This is a genomic window from Pseudidiomarina andamanensis (assembly GCF_009734345.1).
Lineage (GTDB): Bacteria > Pseudomonadota > Gammaproteobacteria > Enterobacterales > Alteromonadaceae > Pseudidiomarina > Pseudidiomarina andamanensis.
This window is the reverse complement of sequence record NZ_CP032551.1, coordinates 2,397,413-2,414,243: the sequence shown is the minus strand read 5'-3', so window position 1 is coordinate 2,414,243 and position 16,831 is coordinate 2,397,413. Positions and strand designations below refer to the sequence as shown.

General features: G+C 42.2%; 12 protein-coding genes and 2 pseudogenes. 1 reads left to right on the top strand and 13 read right to left on the bottom strand.

Translation table 11 applies throughout. The features are described 5' to 3' along the window. Positions 1-544: 544 nt before the first annotated feature. Positions 545-1,064: pseudogene (locus D3795_RS11470) on the top strand (ATP-binding protein); the annotation flags it as partial. A 434-nt stretch (positions 1,065-1,498) separates the two neighbouring features. On the opposite strand, the gene D3795_RS11465 reads toward D3795_RS11470, so the two are convergent. The 13 genes and pseudogenes from D3795_RS11465 to D3795_RS11410 all read right to left on the bottom strand — a co-directional run bounded on the left by D3795_RS11465 (position 1,499) and on the right by D3795_RS11410 (position 16,805). Next, complete coding sequence (locus tag D3795_RS11465; protein ID WP_156268880.1) at positions 1,499-2,884, bottom strand: O-antigen polymerase; 1,386 nt, start codon at positions 2,882-2,884, stop codon at positions 1,499-1,501. A 133-nt stretch (positions 2,885-3,017) separates the two neighbouring features. Next, on the bottom strand, positions 3,018-4,262 hold the full coding sequence (locus D3795_RS11460) for a glycosyltransferase family 4 protein (RefSeq protein ID WP_156268878.1): 1,245 nt from the start codon (positions 4,260-4,262) through the stop codon (positions 3,018-3,020). A gap of 576 nt (positions 4,263-4,838) precedes the next feature. Further along, positions 4,839-5,939 carry a glycosyltransferase gene (locus tag D3795_RS11455; protein WP_173021033.1) on the bottom strand — a complete coding sequence of 367 codons (1,101 nt, stop codon included), beginning with the start codon at positions 5,937-5,939 and terminating at the stop codon, positions 4,839-4,841. 231 nt (positions 5,940-6,170) lie between these two features. Beyond that, positions 6,171-7,124, bottom strand: a pseudogene (locus tag D3795_RS11450) (IS30 family transposase). A 127-nt stretch (positions 7,125-7,251) separates the two neighbouring features. Beyond that, positions 7,252-7,599 (bottom strand): hypothetical protein, encoded by a 348-nt coding sequence (locus tag D3795_RS11520; protein ID WP_313906856.1) that lies wholly within the window; start codon positions 7,597-7,599, stop codon positions 7,252-7,254. Positions 7,600-7,645: 46 nt separating this feature from the next. Next, the gene (locus D3795_RS11445; protein WP_313906855.1) at positions 7,646-9,424 is read right to left on the bottom strand and encodes a GNVR domain-containing protein; all 1,779 of its coding nucleotides are present in this window, start codon (positions 9,422-9,424) and stop codon (positions 7,646-7,648) included. Between the two features lie 98 nt (positions 9,425-9,522). Then, a complete protein-coding gene (locus tag D3795_RS11440) occupies positions 9,523-9,972 on the bottom strand; it encodes a low molecular weight protein-tyrosine-phosphatase (protein ID WP_156268874.1) in 450 nt (149 codons plus the stop codon). A 56-nt stretch (positions 9,973-10,028) separates the two neighbouring features. Beyond that, on the bottom strand, positions 10,029-11,171 hold the full coding sequence (locus D3795_RS11435; RefSeq protein ID WP_156268872.1) for a polysaccharide export protein: 1,143 nt from the start codon (positions 11,169-11,171) through the stop codon (positions 10,029-10,031). 5 nt (positions 11,172-11,176) lie between these two features. Then, on the bottom strand, positions 11,177-13,273 hold the full coding sequence (locus D3795_RS11430) for a YjbH domain-containing protein (protein ID WP_156268870.1): 2,097 nt from the start codon (positions 13,271-13,273) through the stop codon (positions 11,177-11,179). Further along, a complete protein-coding gene (locus tag D3795_RS11425; protein WP_156268868.1) occupies positions 13,274-14,566 on the bottom strand; it encodes a YjbF family lipoprotein in 1,293 nt (430 codons plus the stop codon). A gap of 99 nt (positions 14,567-14,665) precedes the next feature. Further along, on the bottom strand, positions 14,666-14,944 hold the full coding sequence (locus D3795_RS11420) for a hypothetical protein (RefSeq protein WP_156268866.1): 279 nt from the start codon (positions 14,942-14,944) through the stop codon (positions 14,666-14,668). A gap of 341 nt (positions 14,945-15,285) precedes the next feature. Next, the gene (gene rfaH / locus D3795_RS11415) at positions 15,286-15,786 is read right to left on the bottom strand and encodes a transcription/translation regulatory transformer protein RfaH (RefSeq protein WP_156268864.1); all 501 of its coding nucleotides are present in this window, start codon (positions 15,784-15,786) and stop codon (positions 15,286-15,288) included. Continuing rightward, positions 15,783-16,805, bottom strand: a complete 1,023-nt coding sequence (locus D3795_RS11410) for a glycosyltransferase family 2 protein (protein ID WP_156268862.1) — start codon at positions 16,803-16,805, stop codon at positions 15,783-15,785. Before D3795_RS11410 ends, rfaH begins: the two co-directional genes overlap by 4 nt. Positions 16,806-16,831 lie beyond the last annotated feature (26 nt).

The window sequence follows — 16,831 nt, the reverse complement described above, 5'->3', positions numbered from 1 at the left end:
AACTTTATCTTTTAGCCGCGCAGCCTTCGTATATTTTGAGAGAGTGAGCGCCAAGACTATTATGATTGAACGTGATGCGTATGGCCCAGTACAGCATCGCTGAAACAAAGCGCTACTCGAGTTCGGTAAGTAATATGTTTTTTTCAACCGCGTGCTTGCCGCCCTTATCAGGCTCGCACGACGAGTAAGGTTGAGCGTTTCAACTCGTATTTAAACGCAGCTTAATCAGCCATTGGCGGCAAGTTTGAAGCTGCATGGTTTACGCTTTGATGTGTCGGCGGCCAACGCTCACATTGGCCAACTACTTTAACACGTTGCACATCAACGTATTCAATGTCCAACCGGTCAGAAGCCGCAGATATTGCTTGAGCAAGAGCGGTTTCACTTACAACCGCTGCCAGCTAAAGAACACAGTCGTATCGTGACATCATCAGCGAACCGACCAACACCCGATAGAGAGCTTACAGCACCCGCTGAGCGGCTATGACAGCTTGTTGGAGGGAGGTTTATGAACCTTCAACAATAACTCATACTAAACGCTTGCGAGACGCTTCTTAAGTTCGCTGGCTTTCCAGCATTAAAATCGTTCGATGATTACGATTTTAAGTTTGCTAGTGGCACACCACGACAGCAACTAAAAGAACTAACTCGCTTAGCGTTCGTTGAACGCGTCGAGACCATCGCATTACTCGGCCCTAGCGGCGTTGGTATAATCCAAGGCCGACTTGAGCAGTATTTAACGCACGGTGTATAATTGCGCCAAAGCTGCTCATTATTGATGAGATAGGTTATGCTGCGATGAAGCGAACCTGTTCTTTAACGTTATCCCCAAGCGATATTAGCAAGCTAGTGTCATCGTCACTAGCAACTCGCCATTTTCACAATGGTCGAAGAATGCATTTGCCGATGACACAACCTGTACAGCGGCATTATTAGACTGGCTACTGCACCATTATTCGCACATTGTGCAAATTAGTGGTGAGAGCTTCCGATTAAAGGGCAAAAAAGCTGCAGGAATAATACCTGCCGTCGAAACAAGCAAAGAAGTACTTGTTGATGCCTAAATGCAGCAATTGATCAGTTAAATACCGTTGTTTTGCACAAAAATGGCCATTAACGTTGAGCAGTTTTATTCCGATGCTTTTCGGATAAACCGCAAACCGGCCAAGATAATTGACGCTGAGTAAGCACTTTTATGGATCACTTTGTAGCCGGCGTCTGAAGTATAAAATTAGCTAAGGGTGGAGCACTTTTACTCCGTTGTGTTTAGGACAAAAGTGGCTCTGTTTTCCCCCGTTGTTGCCAGTCCCTAGGTGAGCTGTCGATAACTTATGTTGGAACTCACTTTTTTGCTCGAAAAGTAAGCACACTACATTTCGGTAGCAAACCATCTTTCCGACCCAGCCCTTCCCATGAGTGTTGTGATTATTATCTGAATTCAGGGATTAAAATACGATTGCTACTCAACAATGCACAAAACTTAAGCATTGAACCATCTCTATTTGGTCTTCAAACCCAAAAATCTAACTACACGGTAGACTAGAAACCAAGCGCCAACCATCCCAGCGGTATTAGAAACTCCAGTGACTAAATCGCCCCTAAGGGTAATAAAAAGCATCGGACTAAGTATAAAGTATAGTAAAATAAACATCCTAATTTCTAAACTGAGATTATTAAGTTTAAAGTTGGAAATCCAAAAACCAAACACTTTATCGAGCCTACCATTAAACCATCCAATAATAACAGCGAAAAATACAGCGCCAAGAAATCCGAAGTTTATCCATCCTTCAGCATAGATATTAGCACTGATGTTCGTGAAAAAAGCACCACTTTCTTCGGCAATAACTATGCCAGTGCTAAGTGGCTTTCCCTCCCAATAAGTTCTCGGAACCCAAAACAAAAACACTAAAACAAATTGTTCCCCGTAAGAAATTATACTATTTGCAACCACTTGTGCAAAGGTTTGAAATGAATCAAAATGCCCCGCAGTAAAAAAAGACAAGTCCGCCATCTTGACAAAACCAATATCGCGAAATTCATTATAACGACGAAAGGAGTTTAATGTCGGAAACAGAAACAATATAGAAAAAATCAAAAAATAAAAATAGTTAAACCCTTTAGATAAGGATGGAAAAAAAACAAATAATAATGGTATATATAAAGCTGCGGCAACAAACCTAGGAAGTGATGTTGGGAAGGCTACTAGAATGCAAATTGTAAATAGCAAAATTAATTTAAATTTACTCCGAAGTCCATAAACCAACACAAACATTAAAAAGAAAATAATAGGAATCGGTCTGATGAGCCTTTGAACAATTAATTTTATTGGACCCCACTCATTCGCAAACTGACTAAATTCACCACCTCTAAAAATCAACGCTAATATACTGCCACCTACATCTTCCCAGACGATAAAAAAACAGATTAAAGAAATTAGAAGTGCATACAGAAAAAACACACTCTCTCTTCTTCGTTTTTTTTCGCATAAAACTTGACTATTAATATTTCTATTTGGAAAAAAAATTGGTTTCTTAAAAACATAGTAAAAATATGACACAGCATAGATGAAATTGAAAATAAATATGTAGAAACCAGCAATTATGAAGTCAAAGTCACTTAATGGTGGCATCCCCACATAGCTCCTCACATTACTCTCAATTTCTATAATCGGGGTAACGCCAAAAAAAAGTAAACTAAAAACCCAATACGTTTGGTTAAGTATTCCTTTTGAAAAAATCACAAATAAAAAAGATTGGGATATAATCAGAATGAAAACAAAAGCAGTATCACTCATTAAGAATGATTGCGGCCTCAAACTACCAACGATGAAATAGACCCATGCTGATACAAAAATCAAAATAACTGGATTACCTAATATCCTCATGATTCTAATTCCAATAATCCTTGATTTAGTTTACGAATGCTAAATTCAACTATTAACTGCAACACCCGCAGAAGAGATAGTTCAGAAAGGCGATCAGTCATCGAAATATTGCGATTATATTTTGAATTCAGGATTAGATTACATACGCCTTCTTCGGCAATCGGCCAAATCGTTGCTTAACGCCTAGAAGCTTATAGTATCTGATATGTCCCTTGGGAACTCGATGCCAACTTATAAGGTCCAAGCGTATATCTTTGTTTGCATTGCGCTCAAAAAGATCAATGTAATTTTTCTTTTTAACACATGATTCGATCATTTCTTTGATCTCGCAAACAAACTGAAATTGACTAAAGCCTTCAACGAAAATTGAATAGCTATTAATCTTTAGTCGCATCAACTTTTCCGGCGCTCTCAGTGCGAGATTAATGTAAGACATTGACATATCTACCCAGTTATTTTTATCAACACAAATTCCATTAAATCCATTAAGCACCAAATCACATACTCCTCCGACTCCATCTATACTCAGAATTGCTGTTTTAGCCGAGAGAGCTTCTAAAATAGTCATTGGTAATCCTTCGTTTAATGAAGGAAATAAAAGATAGTCAGTCTTTTGTAAATATCTATAAAGGATATCACTTGAAGTTAAACCATGTATGGATATGTCTACATTTTCAAAGCTTTTCAAGAATGCTATGTCAGCTTGATTATATCGACCAAACAAATCAACTTGTATAGATTTTGACATGGGAGAATTTTCGACGCTCTTAAGCAAATCTCGCACATAACTAATACCCTTGTTGGAATTACTTCCGCCAGAATAAAGTATTCTAAGCTTATCTCCAGATACTAAACCCTCGTCGAGAACTAGATCTGCACTCTGTTCATCGACGGGTGGAATAAAAATGTTTGGAACAAAAGCTACTTTTTCCTTAACATCTAACTTCCTACGCAAATCTGATAACATATAGTGACTAATTGCTCCGACCCGATGAGCGGACGCCCCATCGTAGACTGCTAAGCTATTTATAGTTGTCTTATTCATGTGACAAATGCTCAATTTTGCGCATTCGGCAAACTGCATAAGATTACTTAGGTATGGATTATCATTGTTTATGATCATCTCAGGACAATATTTATTATAGAGCTCAACCATTAATTTAAGCTCTTCTAAAGAATCGGATTCAACCCCATGGTAGTGAAGTATTGATAACGATTTTACTATTTTCTCTATACTGATTTTTCCTGTTGTAGGTGTAAAACAAACAACTGAGTATCCCGCATTATGAAGTGCCTTAATTTGTGCATATACTGATTGGGAGATTCCGGAAGATGAACCAGGAAAGCTTGAGCTTCCAATAAAAATGTATTTATTCATGAATATTTTAAATGAAATTAGATGGAACCAAATATTGTATCAAAATAAATTTGACGCCCGAATTTGAAACGATATCGCTATCGACACAATTTATTTCCCTAAAAGTTCATGCTAAGTTTAAAACCGAAGTTAAGCTTCAGAATATCATGGTCGAGTGCGCTGTTTATTTATTCCCATACCTGACATGGGTCAATTTTCGCCGCGCTATTCAAAACCTAAAATCTAACTAGAGTATTGAGAAAGACGAACGATAAGCAAGTAAGATATAGTCATCAAACTTAAGTTTTTTATTTCTATAGTATTCTTCGCGATTCATGCAGTCTTGATAATCTCCGCGCTAGATTTTGGATCCTTTTTTCGCACCCACTAATCCATTGTCGACAAACCAAAATTCACTCCGCATTTCATGTCCAATTTTATTCTGAATCTAAATTAATTGAATAGCGACTAACCAAAAGACAAGAACCGGTATATGTTTGTTATCCTCCGCTCACATTCTTAACTAATACAGAGTTAGAAAACTCGCTTGGCTAACTGAGACAAAATCACCTTATCTATCTCCTCGACGGTCGCAATTTATCTAGAATGCCTACGTATGACAAGAATGTATAATCCTCTCCTGATCCGATACGCGAACCTAGCCATATCAAATAAAAATTTACTATTTGATACGCCACGCAAAAATATCAACTGAAATTTTATGTTAGGATATCCACCAATACGCAATTTTAAAATTCGTTTGAAAGTACAAAAGCTTCCCATGATAAATGCTTTTCTAGCTGCCTTGTCAATTCTACTGAGTACTTTGATGTTAAGTAGATCGTCAAAATCATCTTCCAAACCAAGTTTATCCTTAAAAGCTACCACGCATGAAATATAACTAACTAAATTTTTAAAGGTTTCGTCCAAACCTTCATGCTTTGACCTTACCGACCAACTTCCAATCGAATTAACTCGGTAAAAACATGTAACCTGAGGGATAAAAATCGCACCATTTGGAAAAGATGTTGCAACTTGTAGAAAATAATCTACGACCGGAGGGTTTCCTTCCGTAACCTGCTCAATAAGCTTAGTTTTACTTCTACGAAACATTAATGATGCTGTAGGCATCAATCCTCCATCAGCGGTTAATACGTTTTCAAATGAAACTCTGCTATCTGTTATAGGATTCAGTCTAGTGAAAATTATTCCATCATCGAAACTTTTGCCACATAGAGCCTCAGTAAAACATAGATCTATGTCCATGTTTCTCTCTAGAACGTTTACCTGGATTGAGAGCTTATTCGAATCTACCCAAAAATCATCCCCCTCACACAGAGCAATATACTTTCCATTCGCACGCTTCAAATTAATCAGGCTAGGCTTCTTGCCCTGCGAGTACTGGTTCACGCTTTGATATAATGGCTTTACTATTTTCGGATACAAAAGCTCGTACCTAAGTATAATTTCCTTGGTTTTGTCCGTAGATGCATCATCGTGCACTAGAATTTCATAGGGAAACTCTGTTTTCTGTCTTAAAAAGCTTATGATAGCGTCTTCGATATATGCTTCTTGGTTAAATGTAGTACAGGAAATTGTTACAATCGGGTTATCAACAGTGTCTCCCCAAGACGCAATTATCTCTTCTTCCGACGGCAGTTGTGAGCTCACTATATTTTTATAATCTTTAAGTTCCACTGATACGAAAATTCCATAAGTAATTCTTTAATAATTGAAACTAGTCATGTTAAGAACCAATACAAACTCATAAACTAAAGTAGTCTCTGTACAAGCTTATCATGAATTGGATCATCACTAATTCGCTAGCCCCCTCGTAGCCGTACGTAAATAATGATTCACTTAATTATTCGAGCTTCTTGAAAATGGAGAGGTATACCTACTCGAAAATGCTAATGCTGAATTCAACTATTAACTGCAGCACCCGCTCATAGTGTGTTGCAATTGCTCTTTAAAAATTCGTTCTGGCTGATTAAATCTGAGGCAATTTTTAGGTCTAAGATTAAAAAGCTTTTGTGCCCTCTCAACGTTGACTTCGGTTACGGTTCTTAAGTCCGTTCCTTTTGGAACATACTGTCGGAATAATCCGTTAGCATTTTCATTTGCGCCACGCTGCCACGAGGCATACGGGTCGGCACAATAAACATCAGCACCCAGTTCGTTTGCAATGCGTTCATGCCCGGCTGTTATTCGCCGTAATTGTATGAACCAGTGCGCTAACTGGCACAAGCATCGCTATGACCGCATCAGCAGTATCGCTGGCTAACTTCGTTGCGATTTTTTTCGTCAGATAAAAACGACTCTTTCGTTCAAGCACCGTGACATTTGCACCAGTACCTCGTTTGCCAATGACCGTGTCGACTTCCCAGTCGACGTAACGCTTTCTGGTTTCGACTATCGCTGCCCTGTCGTGTATCGAGCAACGCCCCAGGATTGCGGCCTTTGGGCTTCTGGTATCGTTTTCGATACGTTTTTAACTGATGTCGCAAATGCTTATAAAGCTTGCCACCATTTTCATATTTAGTCAGAACCAGTTTGTAAATCCACTCGTGGCTTACTAACATCCTAATGCGCTTACAAATCGCTGAGATTTGTTCAGGACTCCAGTCATGCGAGAGCATTTGTAGCGCAGCTATTTCTGTTTGTTCCGAAATTCGCTGTGTTTTTTCTTACGACGAGCTATTGCTTGTTCGTATGCTAAATCAGGTTCATACAAGCCTAATTTAAGTGAGTTAGGCCGTAACTCTCGGCTAATGGTCGAAGGCGCAACCCCAATTTTTTTGCTATTTCTATAAGAGAAAATTCCTGTGAGAGAAGAAACGAAATCTGGTATCGTTGTCCCTCGGTCAGCTGCCGATAACTCATGTTTGAACTCACTTTTTTGGTCGAAAAGTAAGCGCACCACATTTCGGTAGCTGACCACCTTTCCGACCTTGTCCTTCCCATGAGTGTCGCGGTTATTATCTGAATTCAGGAATCGTGAAACGACGAATCAATCACTTTTATAGGCGTAACCATAATGATAGTTATAACCGTATCCATAATACGAATTCGCTGTACGCTCTACGCTATTCAATATGGCGCCTTTGACTTCCACACCGTTTTGCTCAAAACGCTTCACCGTGTGAGCCATTTCTTTCGCTGGTGTCCTGCCGAATCGAGCGACTAACAATGTAGTGCCTGCATAGCGCCCCACAATAGCCGCGTCAGTTACCGCTAAAATAGGTGGCGTATCAATCAATACGTAATCGTAATCTTTCGAAGCTCGTTTCATGAAGTCTTTCATCCGCTCATGCATCAACAGCTCAGCTGGGTTTGGTGCCGCAGTGCCCCGTGGCAAGAAATCCAGATTTTCAATAGAGTTAGATTGGATATATAAATCATAGTCATCGGAAACCTACCAGTAAGTCGGCCAAGCCTTTATCATTGTTGGCGCTAATCATATTATGCAGATAGCCACGCCGAATATCGCCATCGACAAGCAACACTCGGGCACCGCCTTGGGCTAATACAGCAGCTAAGTTACCAGTCACAAAGCTTTTACCTACGCCGGGGCTTGGACCCGAAATCATAATAATATTATTGCTCGCTTCTAACATGGCGAAATGTAAGCTCGTACGTAAGCCTCGTAGTGATTCAATAGCTAAATCGGTCGGGTCTTCTTTGGCTAATAAATTCGCTTTCAAATGTTGTGTTTTGCCCTTTTTCGCCGCCCTAATCAACTTTTCATTAAAGGCTTCCTGTACATCCGATTTTGGAACAGACGCATAAACGGTTATGCCTTCATCTTCCAACGCTTCGGCGTTTTCAACACCACGATTCAGCATCGCTTTTATAAACACAACACCAACCGCTAACATGCCGCCCATCATAGTAGCTAGCAAGATAATCAGTGACTTCTTGGGTGCTATTGGAGAGGGGTTTACTACAGCGTCATCAAGAATACGCACGTTGCCTACCGTACCAGCTTTAAGGACATTTAGTTCTTGCATGCGGTTAAGAAGTTGGATGTATATCTCTTGACTTACCTGAACATCACGAGTATAGCGTAACACTTGCTGTTGTGTTTCTGGTAACTCTTGAACTCGCTCGTTTAGCTTGGCTCGGTCAGCTTCTAAGTTTGCTTTTTGCTCTAGCAACGACTTGTAAACGGGGTGCTCTCGAGTGTACAAGCGCGACATATCGGCTTCTTTTAGAGTAATCTCATTTATCCGCTTTTCTAACTCAACCACTTGATTCAGTAAACTACTTGTTTCTATTGATAAATCAACTGACTGACTTTGCGTTCGGTAGTTATTTAACTGATCTTCTGCAGAACTTAAATTGTTGCGTAACTCTGGAAGTTGTTGTTCGAGAAAGTCGATACTGTTCTGCGCTTCAGCAGCGTTTCGGCGAATATTCTGGAGCATGTATTCACTAGCGACCGCATTTAATACATTTACTGCGTAATTTCGGTCCGCATGTTGTAGGCTGGCACTCAAAATACCGGTTTGCTTTCCACGCTCACTAATTGATAATGCTGAGTTAACCGAGTTAATGGCGCTTAAACGGGTACGTTTTACCAAGATAAATTCATTAGTGTTCGCCGTTACTGCATCAGCAATATGCAACAGCCAATCACCTACTTCAGCTGGCGAGCCAATAACCCCCGTTAGAATTTGGTTATCATCGGCCCCAAACAAGCTGAACACTTTGCCTTCAATCGTTAACCTAAGTGATTTGCCAACTTGGTCTGAGGGGGTATTGAATTGCTCGATGAAAACTTGATCCTTCTCGATCGAGCGTCTGGCCAAGAACTCACCAATGAATGGTAAATAGTTCGGCCTCACGCTAGTCGTTAACTTTAATTGATCAACTACGGTGCCAATCACCATCCGTGATTTCATGATTTCAATTTCGGTCGCGGCGCTGCTATCTGACACAAACATATCGCCCATGTCGCCAAGCGCTGGAATGCCTGACGATTTTTTCTCTACTTGCAGCAAAGCATCAGCTTGGTATATTGGCGTTGATAGCATTGCATAAACCACACCAATAGCCATAAACACAGCAGTAATGCTGACAATCAGCCATTTATGATCAATCAGCAGGCCAAATAAACGCCCGAGATCAATTTCGTCATCATCATGGCGTTGATGGGCTGGGGATGGCGCATTTTGTTGCATTCGAGAATACCTTAAATTCGTTGATCGTTATTAGTTATTAGTTATTCGTGAAAACATAGAATAACAGCGCTTTGCGCTACCTGTGGTAGAGCCACGGGCTACAATTTTTGGATCCAAGTCTCGGTCGCTTGTTCGATAAGCTTGAATACGTGTTCGTACACTTCGTCGCTTTTTTGGTAGGGGTCAGGAATTTCCTTTCCGCCGTCTTCTATCCATTGTCCTAGTAGCATGGTTTTGGCATGAGCCTCTGGATAACGGCTTGCAATATGACTTCGGTGATTATTTTCCATCACTAAAATTAAATCGTAGTGGCCAATTAGTTCACGCGTTAGCTGTTGCGCTTCATGTTTAGGAAAGCTAATGCCGTTTTTTTTTGCAATAATGCGAGCTGTTTGATCCATATCCCAACCTCTGCCGTCACTATGCCTCATGGCTGTGATGCCTGCACTATGCACCGTTCTATTCGGCAAGTGCTGTTGCAGCATAAACTGGGCTGTTGGGCTGCGGCAAATGTTACCTAGACATACGACGAGTATTTTATTGAACAAATTTATAAACCTCAGATATTAACTGCGCTTTGCACTACCCGGCGTGGAACGCCGGGCTACTGGCTTAGCTCATCGCGCGCGCGGCCAACTTGGTAAATGCCGGTAACGGTTGGCAGAATTTGGCTTATTAAACGGTTCCAGCGAGCAACTGGTGCTGCAGTGACATAAATAATGTCTCGTTCTTTTAATTTAAACTGCTCAGCTAAAACCAAAGCAGTGGCGTTTTTCATATTGAGCTGATATAGATCTGCGACACGACCTGTCGCTGCATCAGCTTCACGAATAACGAAAATACCGGTAGGGTCAGCCGCCATCTCATAGATACCGCCTGCATTTGCTAACGCTTCAGCCAAAGTCATACCGTTTAAGCTCATCACCTGCGTTTGCGGACGACGAACTTCGCCTAAAACGAATACTTTGTTTTCGTCATTTCGCGCAATGTGAACGATATCGTTCGGCTTGAGTAATATGTTTTGATGCGTGTTACCTTGCTGATAAAGCTCGCGGAGATTAAAAACCAAATCTTGATCATTGCGCGTCAAAATCACTCGGTTCCAGTCAGCGTTTTCAGTTAAACCGCCTGATTTGTTAACCGCTTCAATAAGCGTCATAGGTAAATTTGTTACTGGAACAACGCCTGGCGTTTTCACCTCCCCAGTCACGTAAATACGTTGGCTTCTAAACGCGGCTACACTGACATCAACTTGCGGACTTTCAATATATTTCGCTAAGCGAAATGCAATAATGTCGCGAATTTCGGTTACGCGGAGTCCTTCAACTTTAACTTTGCCAATATATGGATAAAAAATTGTGCCGTCATTATGTACCCAGTTTCCTGACTCTTCAGCGCGTCGTTGTGAGCCAGCCGGAATTGTTAGTTCTGGATGGTTCCATACGGTTATCATTAGAACGTCGCCCTTACCTACTGCATAGTCGTAGTTGTCTAGCTGCTCTTGCAGACGATCATTGAATTCAGGTTTTGGCTGAGGTTGATTAAGTTCTGCCAGTAACATTGGCGAAATACTGTAAGTGCGAACAAGTTTCTCTAGGTCAGCTTGGCTAAATTCATCATATTCAACTTGACGCGTTTCATCGTCGAATAGAGTTCTGTCTGCCTGCGGAATGTGGCTACCTGGGGCGAAAGCGCAGGATGTTGCTAAAAGTGAGGCTGTGAATACTGTTATTAATTTTGATTTCATTATTTTTATCGACCGTCCGTCATGGGGTAGAGTTGGCGGCTGCGGTTGAGCATTTGGCCGCCGTCACGGGTGATTGGGTTCCAACCCACGGTACCACGCATTTTTGTATGTTTTACAAAGAATAAATCAAATGGAATGTTTAAGTAAAAGCCTTTTGTGAAACCGCCTTCACCGTAATCTTCCGAGCTAACATTAGTAAATGCGGCATAGGCGCCAGCAATCACGCCTGAATCAAACTCATGGGCGAAGTTGACTTGTACGCCCTCATCACCCGCTAAGAAACGCCCAACTTTTAACGTGAGCAAGGTGTCATCGATAAATGGCAGTTGCCAATACATAGCGGCGTGACCAGTCAGCACATCGTAATCTTCTAAGGCCGTGTAACTATCTGGCTCGCGTTGTTTCACGTAATTTAGATCGAATCCAAAAGCGATATCGCTATTATGCGGACGATACAAAATTTCACCACCAACACCTGCGAACATGCGCTCTAAATAACCACCGTAGGCTAACCCATACCAGTTACGGCTAAATTGATGTGTGTAGGTTGCTTGTAGGTTTTGCAACCAGATGTCGTTCGCAACCGAGTACTCACGAATACGGGTACGAACACGGGGTAACGGCGTATCGAGGTTATCCACTAAAAAGTTAAACTCATCGTAGTTATTGATGAGGTTTAAGCCCACCGAGCTATTGATGCTGAAATTGGCGCTGGGTTGCCAATCGGCGGTACCAAATAAACTCAATTGATATAGGTAAAAGGTTTCTGGGTTACCAAACGCTTGATCTAAATCGGGGCGTACGGCGAACTTCCATTTGTCTTGCTTTGATGTTGCCGCTTCGCGGTTGTACAGACGTTTAGTTGAGTCAACTGAACTATATCGGACATCTGATTCGTTGAGCGCTTGCTCAGTGGTTGCGAAGAACCGCTCGCCTCGAGCCGCTTGTTTGAACCGTATGGCATCAACGTTGTGTTGAGTTAATGCCAAGCCGTTATCGGTTTGCGCCAACTCGTAACGCGTGACATTTTCAGGCAAATTATTAGCGAGAATACGCGCAGCTTTTTCGGCGGCCTGCTCGCTATTGCGGTACCGCGTTTGTGTGGTGTAGAGCGTTACGCGTTGTTGGGTTTTATTTGCCTCAACCGCATGCACTTTATAGCCAGCTTCGCGCAGTAAATCTTGGCTTAATCGTTCGTAATCAACTTGGCTGAGTTCGCGCGTTTCGCTGTAACCGACCTTTTGTGGCGCTGGCTCGTACTTGGCTTGGCTAATCGTCGCCAAATTGAAATGGAAGGTTGCCCCAAACATAAGCGTGTTACCACGTTGATAACTGAGTTTTAAGTTCAGGTATTCAGATACCGCGTAGTTCGCACCGAAGTTCCATGGGCTGTCGACTTGAATGGGCGTTTCGACGCGATCTTGACCGTAATCATTCGAGTCGTATTCTGCCATCAATTGAAGTTGTGGCCACGGTGTTTGATATTGTAGGCCACCAAACATAGCTGCCGGACCGCGAAACATTTCTTTGATTTCGAAGTCACCGCCGCCAGCGTCTACATGGACAGGACGCTCGCAAAACTTATCAACTATTTCACAAAATGGATTGGAAATATTGTCGCGCCGGCCTAAATATCCCCATCCCATTCCTAGGCTCATATCAAAATCACCAAGGCGTTTACTTGCAACGACGTATTCCGCAGCATATAAACCGGTACCGCCCATGTCACGCATACCTAGCGAAACCTGCGGTAAGTACTCACTCTCTTGTAACAACCTAAATTTTGCATCAAACCCTTTATCTTTATAAGTTTGATTATTGCTAAATTCGACACCACCACCCCATATCTGTTCACGCTCATCTGTATATCGCGCCGTCGCTTCCAACCATGGAAACACCTGCAAGCTTACCGACATGCGACGAAATTGTTCGTTATCTACGTAATTTAGCGAAAATTCACCTTCATCATGCATACGAGCGGTTGGTGTCTGCATTAACCCCACGCCACCGAAGTCACTCTGGTTAACTGTTTCAGGCTGAAAGCTAACGGGTTGCCAAGCACTACTTGCTAATATCACCAAAGCTGAGCTGGTTAATGCCATCTAGTGCTGCCCTGCTGCTTCAGTAAAGTGCCAGTATTGCATAAACAATCGTAATTGCTGATTCACATCACGAAAGCCTTTCGGCAATTCATAATCAGCAATTGGTAAGGCCGGCAACTGCTTTTGGTTATAGTGTGCGCTTAGAGTAATGGTGTAATGCGGCTCATTGTTTAAGCGATGCTCGCCAACCTGCGCATGGTTTAGAAGCGGGTTCTGCGACAAATCCTGTCGCGCCTTCGCGCGTGAAAAATCAGTGACGTAACTTGGCTTTAAAGGCCAGGTCAAAAAGTCATCAGCTAGTGCGCCAGATTTTGACGCAAGCTCAGCTTCGCCATCATATCGGTATGTTTGCGCGAGCATTTTTAAGCGCACATACATACCTTGCTTACGCGCTTCAAATTGTTGTTTCAGTGCCGGGCTGCTGATCTTTGTTTGCGGCCACATCACCGATTGCGCTGTTGGCACGGCATCAAGTAACTGACTCATGCGCGGCTCATCATCGGTGACGATATCCACTTTGGTGCCATTGCTACGTTCAATGCGCACCCACATCTGCTGATTTGTGAGTTGCGGTGGCTGGCTGAATAGCTGATCTTGCAAAAACCTGTCTTTTGACAGGTTTTTACCGTCATTTGACAGGTATTCACCATATACCTTGACCTCTTGCTGCTGCAACATACCCAACTCAGGACTAATCCATTGGGTTAACTCTACCGGCCGAAAGGTGTCGTTATACTTTGCATATTCAAAGGTATTGGAAATTGAAATCGTCGTTGGCTCTCTCGTATCAGCGCTCGCCGACAAGAGCTCTGCGGCGCCATACTCACGAACGATACGATTCGCTTGCGTTTCTTCAACTTGAAATATGGTATCTACCAACCACTGACTGAATTGCCCATTGTGCTCGGTAGTAATTGTACGCCGCCACGTGTTGTTACACCGCTGTGCTTGCGCAAGCGATGGTGCAAACTGAATGCAGTGCAGTGGGTCTGTTTCAGAATCAGCAACGTGTTCAAGATTACTCAGTAAGCTATCGGTGCGAATGACTCGCCCAGCGAAACTGGTGGTAAGCACTTCATTGTTTGCCGATACCCATTGCAGCGAATGATTATCGTCATAACCAAGTACAATCAGCGCACGCGCTTGATCATCAAATTCCACATAGTTGGCCGCGTATGGCAGATCGGCAATTTCCTGTTCGGTCAGTTCAACGTCAGGTTGACCCGCAATTGCATAGTACAAACTTTGCGAGGCAGCACTGGCAGATTCATCCAGCACCTGGGTTGAACGCATTAAGCTACAACCTGAAAGAGTGGTTATAGCCGCTACCGCCAAACAACCATAAAAAAGGCCACTTAAAGAAGTGGCCGTTTTGAATTGCTTTATCACAGTTTAGTTGTTCGTCACCGTGGTTGGGGTTTCGTCGTCGTCATTGGTTGCGACGGTAGCAACAACACCAACGGTCACTGCGACTGCAGCAACGGCAGCGATGGTCATACCACCAATTGCGCCACCAGCGGCTGCGCCACCTGCAGCGGCACCTGCTTGTGGTGCTGCAGCTGAAGCCTGAACCGGTTTCGGTGCTGGCTCAGGGTTCGCTAATGCCATAGGTGTTGCTGCGAAAGCAACGGCTGCAGTTAATGCAACGAAAGACGAAGTCAATTTTGTCATGTGTTGTTGTCCCTAAATGAATTTAAATGCTGATGAAAGAATAGCAGGCCGGAGAAAATTAGCAACGGAATTGTGTGATATTTATGCAGTGCCTTGGGTGGCCTTCAGACACGCTACCGCCCTTAGGTTACAGCTCCCACTTTGCTCCTTGCGCAAACTCTCGTTTTATTCTGCTATTTAGCGCTTTCAATTGTTGTATTTATATTATCGATATTGGAGCATTTTAATTAAATTTTTACAACTGCAAAATAAAATTAAATTTATGTGAATGGCTTATATGATGCGGGGTTGCGGGGAGTATTCTTTGTGTAAAATATAAACATTTATTACTTAAAGTGAGGTTAAATTTTTTTCAATTCAGTATACGAAAACGAGGCTTGTACGTCTTTTTGTAACCAATCGAGCAGAACAATACAACGAGAATCTCCATCTAAATCAATGATCTTCGCGATAAACCCAGCAAACGGACCGTTGGCTATTTCTACTTGATCGCCAACTTGAGGTGATGCCTGGTGTTCTGCTGTTGTTTGCGTGATTGGATCATGTTCAAGCGTTTTTAATTCGTCAATTAGTGCGTCAGGAACTGTCGCAGGCTTATCACCAAACAATAACAATTTCTGTACGCCAAAAGTGCTACGGATTTTATGGAAGCGACCAGCAAAGTCATCCAACTGCGCAAAGATATAGCCAGGAAACAACGCTTCGGTTACCGGCACACGCTTACCCCGGCGTACTTTGCCAACCGTAATTTGCGGCAAATAGGCCTCTATATCTTGATTCTCAAGGTTCACCAATGCGCGTTGTTCTTGCCGCGGCTTGGTGCGGATGACGTACCATTTCATCGCACAATTAACCTAGCGATTTTTTTAAAAGAGTGCGCCACTAACAAAATAATAATTTCTACCCTACTTGCGATCGACTCATTTTCTAGAACTGCCCGCAAAACAATAAGCCGAGAACTAATCCTTAATTGCTTCCCTTGTAAAACCTGTTTGGCTAGCAACTTATTAAATGCGCTCATATAACTTCTATTGGAAAGTTTTCGGAGGAACTTAAAACTTGTAACACGCCTTAATGTTGTATTTTCCACGCGTTTGATATCTTTTAGTAGAATCTCTGTAGTAGAGCCTGGTACGTCAATTCTGTACGCGCTCAAAACATCAGGAAGTACGATTAACCCTTTATCTAAAGCACCAAGCATTTGAATACCGGTATGAAAAGTGACTGGTGGCATATATTCAAGCATTCGAGATTTAGCTTTTTCAGTAATCATAATTGAGCCAAATGGTAACATGTTCCCATTGTTCTCGATTAAACTCCTAAAAGAAAAGTACTTGACTTTGTTTACCTGATAACCAGTCAAGCCATCTAGAATACGATCATTCACGTCTACTTTGATGGCAGCATGACCAGATATGTCAACATCGAATTTGTTCATCGCTTCAACCTGACTTTGCAACTTATCAGCTGAGCACCAGTAATCATCGCCGTGGCATAGCGCAATAAATTTGCCTTGGGCTGAACTAAAATTGGCTATATTTACGTTACGCCCCTGTGAGAATTGGTTTTCTTCTTGAATGAACGTCTTAATCAAAGTAGGAAAACGTTCTTGATACTGGCGTACGATTTCAGATGTGCCATCATCAGAGGCGTCATCATAGATGAGAATCTCAATCTTAAACGTTGTTTTCTGACTCAAAAAGCTCTCGATGCATTTCCCAATAAAATGCTTTTGATTAAATGTCGTACATGAAATCGTTACAAGTGGCGGAGCGTCATTAGTAATCCAATACTGATCCGTAATTAGCTTCGGGGTATCGACGCACTTAATATCGACATCTTTAGATTCGCTTTTACTCATTCAACTCTCATTCTATTATGATCTGT

Excerpts from the sequence above, each read along its gene's own strand:
- D3795_RS11465 (WP_156268880.1), bottom strand. The coding sequence starts at position 2,884 with ATGAGGATATTAGGTAATCCAGTTATTTTGATTTTTGTATCAGCATGG.
- D3795_RS11460 (WP_156268878.1), bottom strand. The coding sequence starts at position 4,262 with ATGAATAAATACATTTTTATTGGAAGCTCAAGCTTTCCTGGTTCATCT.
- D3795_RS11445 (WP_313906855.1), bottom strand. The coding sequence starts at position 9,424 with ATGCAACAAAATGCGCCATCCCCAGCCCATCAACGCCATGATGATGAC.
- D3795_RS11435 (WP_156268872.1), bottom strand. The coding sequence starts at position 11,171 with ATGAAATCAAAATTAATAACAGTATTCACAGCCTCACTTTTAGCAACA.
- D3795_RS11430 (WP_156268870.1), bottom strand. The coding sequence starts at position 13,273 with ATGGCATTAACCAGCTCAGCTTTGGTGATATTAGCAAGTAGTGCTTGG.
- D3795_RS11425 (WP_156268868.1), bottom strand. The coding sequence starts at position 14,566 with ATGCGTTCAACCCAGGTGCTGGATGAATCTGCCAGTGCTGCCTCGCAA.
- D3795_RS11420 (WP_156268866.1), bottom strand. The coding sequence starts at position 14,944 with ATGACAAAATTGACTTCGTCTTTCGTTGCATTAACTGCAGCCGTTGCT.
- rfaH (WP_156268864.1), bottom strand. The coding sequence starts at position 15,786 with ATGAAATGGTACGTCATCCGCACCAAGCCGCGGCAAGAACAACGCGCA.
- D3795_RS11410 (WP_156268862.1), bottom strand. The coding sequence starts at position 16,805 with ATGAGTAAAAGCGAATCTAAAGATGTCGATATTAAGTGCGTCGATACC.